Origin of the sequence: Kitasatospora sp. NPDC005751 (assembly GCF_040630835.1) — a bacterium.
In the GTDB taxonomy this organism is placed as follows: Bacteria; Actinomycetota; Actinomycetes; order Streptomycetales; family Streptomycetaceae; genus Kitasatospora.
Genome location: NZ_JBEXYC010000126.1, coordinates 1 through 5349, shown reverse-complemented (window position 1 = coordinate 5349; position 5349 = coordinate 1). Strand labels below are relative to the sequence as shown.

Genomic DNA, 5349 nt, shown 5'->3' with positions numbered 1-5349 from the left:
GTCCGTGCTGGCCGCGGTGGAACCGCGCCCGGGCCGGATCCCGATGGTGTCCGCGATGACCGGGGAGACGCTGACCGGTGAGGAGTTGGACGCCGTCTACTGGTACGGCAGCCTGCGGGCGACGGTGCACTTCGACCGCGCGGTGCGGACCCTGGCGGGTCAGGGGCACCGGGTGTTCGTCGAGGTCTCCCCGCACCCGGTGCTGCTCGGCGCGATGACCGAGTCGCTGGAGGAGGTCACCCAGGAGGCTGGGCCGGGCGCGGTGCCCGCCGCCGTCTGCGGCACCCTGCGGCGTGACGACGGCGGTGCGACCCGCCTGGTCACCTCCTTCGCCGAGGCCTTCGTCAGCGGCGCGGCCGTCGACTGGGCCGCCGTGCTCCCGGCCGGACCGGGAGTGGACCTGCCGACCTACGCCTTCCAGCACGAACGGTTCTGGCCCAAGGGCACGCTGGGCGAGCTGCGCTCCGCGCGCCCGGGCGGCGGTGACGCGCTGTCGCTCGGCCTGGGCGCGGTGGGCCACCCCATGCTCGGCGCGGTGGTGGAACTGGCCGGTGGCGCGGGCCTGGTGTGCATGGGCCGGGTGTCGCTGCGCACGCACGCCTGGCTGGCCGACCACGCCGTCGGCGGCGTCGTCCTGCTGCCCGGCACCGGCTTCGTGGAGCTCGCGGTGCGCGCCGGTGACCAGGTGGGCTGCGGCCTGCTGGAGGAACTGACGCTGCACGCACCGCTGGTGCTGCCCGCCGACCGCGGCGGGGTCCAGCTCCAGGTGGTCGTCGCCGCGCCCGACGCCGAGGGCCGCCGCGGGGTCGAGGTGTTCTCCCGCCCCGAGGAGACGGCCGCCCCGCAGGCCTGGGTCCTGCACGCGAGCGGTGTGGTCGCCCCCGCCACCGCGGCCGGGCGGACCGACGAGGACTTCCTGGTGTGGCCGCCGAAGGACGCCGCACCGGTGGACATCACCGACGTGTACGCGGTGCACCTCGCCGAGGTGTACGGCCCGACGTTCCACGGCCTGCGGGCCGCCTGGCGCCGGGGCGACGACGTCTTCGCCGAGGTCGCGCTGCCCGAGGGGGCGGCGGCCGAGGCCGGCGCGTTCGGCCTGCACCCGGCGCTGCTCGACGCCGCCCTGCACGCCTCGCTGCTGGCGGAGCCGGTCGTCGAGGCCGAGCCGGGCCAGGTACCGATGCCGTTCGCGTGGACCGGCGTCGAGCTGCACGCCGGTGGCGCGTCGGTGCTGCGGGTGCGGCTGCGCCAGGACGCCCAGGGCGGTGTGTCGCTGACCGCCGCGGACGCCACCGGCGCACCCGTGGTGTCGGTGGGGTCGCTGGTGAAGCGGCTCGTCGCGATGGACCAGCTGCGCTCCGCGCAGAACGAGTTGAACGACTCGCTGTTCGTCCAGGAGTGGACCGAGGTGCCCACCGGCGCCGCCCCGGCCGGCGAGTGGGCGCTGATCGGCGCCGACCGCTTCGGGCTGGTCGACGAGCTGGGCGCCGCCGCTGTGCCGGTGCGCGCCTTCGCCGGCATCGCCGAGCTGGCCGCCGCCGTCGAGACGGGCGAGGCCGCTCCCGGCACCGTCCTGCTGTGCGCGGACGCCCTGCTCGGCGGGGACGCGGACCAGGGCGCCGGCCTCCCGGACACGGTGCGCCGGGCCGGTGCCGAGGCACTGCGGCTGGTGCGCGAGTGGCTGGACGAACCACGCCTGGACGCCGCGCGGTTGGTGGTCGTCACCCGGGGCGCCGTGGACGCCGGCGGCGAGGCGGTGACGGACCTGGCGGCGGCCTCCGTACGGGGGCTGCTGCGGTCCGCCCAGGCCGAGAACCCGGGCCGGCTGGTCCTGGCCGACCTCCCGGCCGTCGAGGCCGGCGCCCGAAGCGCGCTGCTGGCCACCGTGGTCGGCGGCGACGAGCCCGAGCTGGCGATCCGCGGCGAGGCCGCCTACGGCCGGCGCCTGACCCGCCCCTCGGGCGAGCTGGAGCCGGTCATCTGGCCGGCCGACGCGGTGGCCGACCCGGCGGCGCGTTCGCTGCTGGTGACGGGCGGCACCGGGACGCTGGGCGGGCTGGTCGCCAAGCACCTGGTGGCGACCGGCCGGGCCGGTGGTGCAGTGCTGACCAGCCGCTCCGGCCCGGCCGCCGCCGGAGCCGCCGCGCTGGCGGCCGAGCTGGCGGAGCTGGGCGTCTGGGTCCGGATCGTCGCGTGCGACGCGGCCGACCGGGACGCGCTGGCCGAGGTGCTGGACCGGATCCCGGCCGAGAACCCGCTGGGCTCCGTGGTCCACTCGGCGGGCGTCGTCGACGACGGCGTGATCGCGTCGCTGACGCCGGAGCGGCTGGCGGCCGTCATGCGGCCGAAGGTCGACGCGGCCTGGAACCTGCACGAGCTGACGGCCGGGCTGGACCTGGAGCGCTTCGTCCTGTTCTCGTCCGCGGCCTCCACCTTCGGCGCGGCCGGCCAGGCCAGCTACGTGGCGTCGAACTCCTTCCTGGACGCCCTGGCCGGGTACCGCCGGGCCGCCGGCCTCGCGGGGATGTCGCTGCAGCTCGGCCCGTGGATGCACGAGGCGGGCATCGGCCGGAACCTGGACCGGACCTCGCTGTCGCGGATCGACCGCGGCTTCGTCCCGCTCGGCGCCGAGGACGGCCTGGTCGTCCTGGACGTGGCGCTGGCCCGGGACGAGGCGGTGCTGATGCCCGCCCGCCTCGATCTGGCGGCGCTGCGGGCGCAGGCCGCCGGCAGCGCGGACGTCCCGCCGCTGTGGCGCACGCTGGCCGGGGTGTCCGTCCGGCGCACGGCCGTCTCGGCCGCCGCCACCGGCACCGGCGCCGACGCGGCCGAGGCGCTCCGGCGCCGGCTCGCGGCGGTCTCCGGCCCCGAGCGGGACCGGGTGCTGCTGGACCTCGTCCTCGCCCATGTCGCCGCCACGCTGGGGCACGCCTCGGCGGACGCGATCGACACCGGCCGCCCGTTCACCGACGTCGGCTTCGACTCGCTGACCGCCGTCGAGCTGCGCAACCGTCTGAACGCCGAGACCGGCCTGCGGTTGCCCGCGACGCTGGTCTTCGACTACCCCACCCCGACCGCGCTCGCCACGCTGCTGCGCGGCGAGCTGGCGGGCGACCTGCCCGCCGTCGCGGCGCCCGCCGCGCCGGTGGCCACCGGCGCCGCGGACGAGCCCATCGCGATCGTCGGCATGGCCTGCCGCTTCCCCGGCGGCGCGGCCAGCCCGGAGGAGCTGTGGCGCCTGCTGGCCTCGGGCTCGGACGCGATCGGCCCGTTCCCGCGCGACCGCGGCTGGGACTTGGAGAGCCTCTACCCGGACACCGACCCGCACGGCGAGTCGTACACCCAGGCCGGCGGCTTCGTCCAGGACGCCAGCGCCTTCGACGCGGGGTTCTTCGGCATCTCGCCGCGTGAGGCGCTGGCGATGGACCCGCAGCAGCGGCTGCTGCTGGAGACCTCCTGGGAGGCGTTCGAGCGGGCCGGGATCGACCCCGCGTCGCTGCGCGGCAGCCAGACCGGCGCCTTCGTCGGCGGCTACAGCTCCCGGTACGCGACCGACGTCCAACTGGAGGGCACCGAGGTCGTCGAGGGCCACCTCGTGACCGGCAACGCGACCAGCGTGCTCTCGGGCCGGCTGTCCTACACCTTCGGCCTGGAGGGCCCGGCGGTCACGGTGGACACGGCGTGCTCCTCCTCGCTGGTGGCGCTGCACCTGGCCGCCCAGGCGCTGCGTTCCGGCGAGTGCTCGCTCGCCCTGGCCGGCGGGGCCACCGTCACCGCCACCCCCGGGGTGTTCGTGGCCTTCGCCAAGGCCGGCGGCATCTCGATGGACGGGCACTGCAAGTCCTTCGCCGCGGCGGCCGACGGCTCCGGCTTCGCCGAGGGCGCGGGCATGCTCGTGGTGGAGCGGCTGTCGGACGCGCGACGCAACGGGCACAAGGTGCTCGCGGTGATCCGCGGTTCGGCGATCAACCAGGACGGTGCGTCCAACGGTCTGACCGCCCCCAACGGCCCCTCGCAGCAGCGGGTGATCCGCGCGGCGCTGGCCAGCGCCCGGGTGTCGCCCGCCGACGTGGACGTGGTCGAGGCGCACGGTTCGGCGACCACGCTGGGCGACCCGATCGAGGCGCAGGCGCTGATCGCCACCTACGGCCAGGACCGGCCGGAGGGCCGGCCGCTGTGGCTGGGTTCGGTGAAGTCGAACATCGGGCACACCCAGGCCGCGGCCGGTGTGGCCGGGGTGATGAAGATGGTGCTGGCGCTGCAGAACGAGCAGCTCCCGCAGACGCTGCACGTGGACGAGCCGACCCCGCACGTGGACTGGTCGGCGGGCGAGGTGCGGCTGCTGACCGAGCCGGTGGCGTGGCCCACCGGCGAGCACGTCCGCCGGGCCGGTGTGTCCGGCTTCGGGATGAGCGGTACCAACGTGCACGTCATCCTGGAGGAGGCCCCGACCGCGGTCGCCGAGGAGGCGGACGCCCTGGACGAGCCGGTCGGTGAGGCCGCGGTGGTGGCGGTGCTGGAGCCGGCCGGGCCGGTGGCGTGGCCGGTGTCGGCGCAGTCGTCGGAGGCGTTGGCGGGTCAGGCGGGCCGGTTGCGGGAGTGGGTGTCGGCGCGGTCGTCGGTGGATCCGGTGGGTGTGGCGTGGTCGTTGGCGGCGACGCGGTCGGTGTTCGAGCACCGGGCGGTGGTGGTCGGTGGCGGTCGTGAGGAGTTGGTGTCGGGGCTGGGCGGTCTGGTGTCCGGGTCGGGTGCGGCCGGGGTGGTGTCGGGGGTTGCCCGTTCGGGTGGTCGGACGGCGTTCGTGTTCGCGGGTCAGGGTGCGCAGTGGGTTGGCATGGGCCGTGAACTGGTGTTGTGCAGTCCGGTGTTCGCGGCGCGTCTGGCGGAGTGTGAGGCGGCGCTGGCGCCGTATGTGCCGTGGTCGTTGAGTGAGGTTCTGGCGGGTGCCGAGGGTGCGCCGGGTCTGGACGCGGCTGATGTGGTGCAGCCGGTGCTGTGGGCGGTGATGGTGTCGCTGGCGGCGGTCTGGGAGGCCGCCGGCGTCACGCCCGATGCGGTGGTGGGTCACTCCCAGGGCGAGATCGCCGCGGCCACGGTGGCCGGGATGCTGTCCCTGGATGACGGCGCGCGGGTGGTCGCCGCGCGGGCTCGGGCGCTGACGAGTTTGTCGGTGCAGGGTTCGATGGTGTCGGTGGTGATGCCGGCGCAGGCGGTGCGGGAGATCGTCGAGGGCTGGGGCGAGCGCCTGTCGGTGGCGGCGGTGAATGGCCCGGCTGCGGTGGTGGTGTCGGGTGAGCCGGAGGCGTTGTCGGAGTTCGAGCGTGAGTTGGCTTCGCGCAAGGTGTTGCG

1 protein-coding gene is annotated in these 5349 nt (G+C 76.0%); it reads left to right on the top strand.

All coding sequences use genetic code 11. From position 1 onward, the window contains the following. Positions 1–55 precede the first annotated feature (55 nt). Positions 56–5349, top strand: a 5294-nt coding sequence (locus ABZ497_RS36400; RefSeq protein WP_359812341.1) for an SDR family NAD(P)-dependent oxidoreductase, incomplete at its 3' end; no start/stop codon positions are given.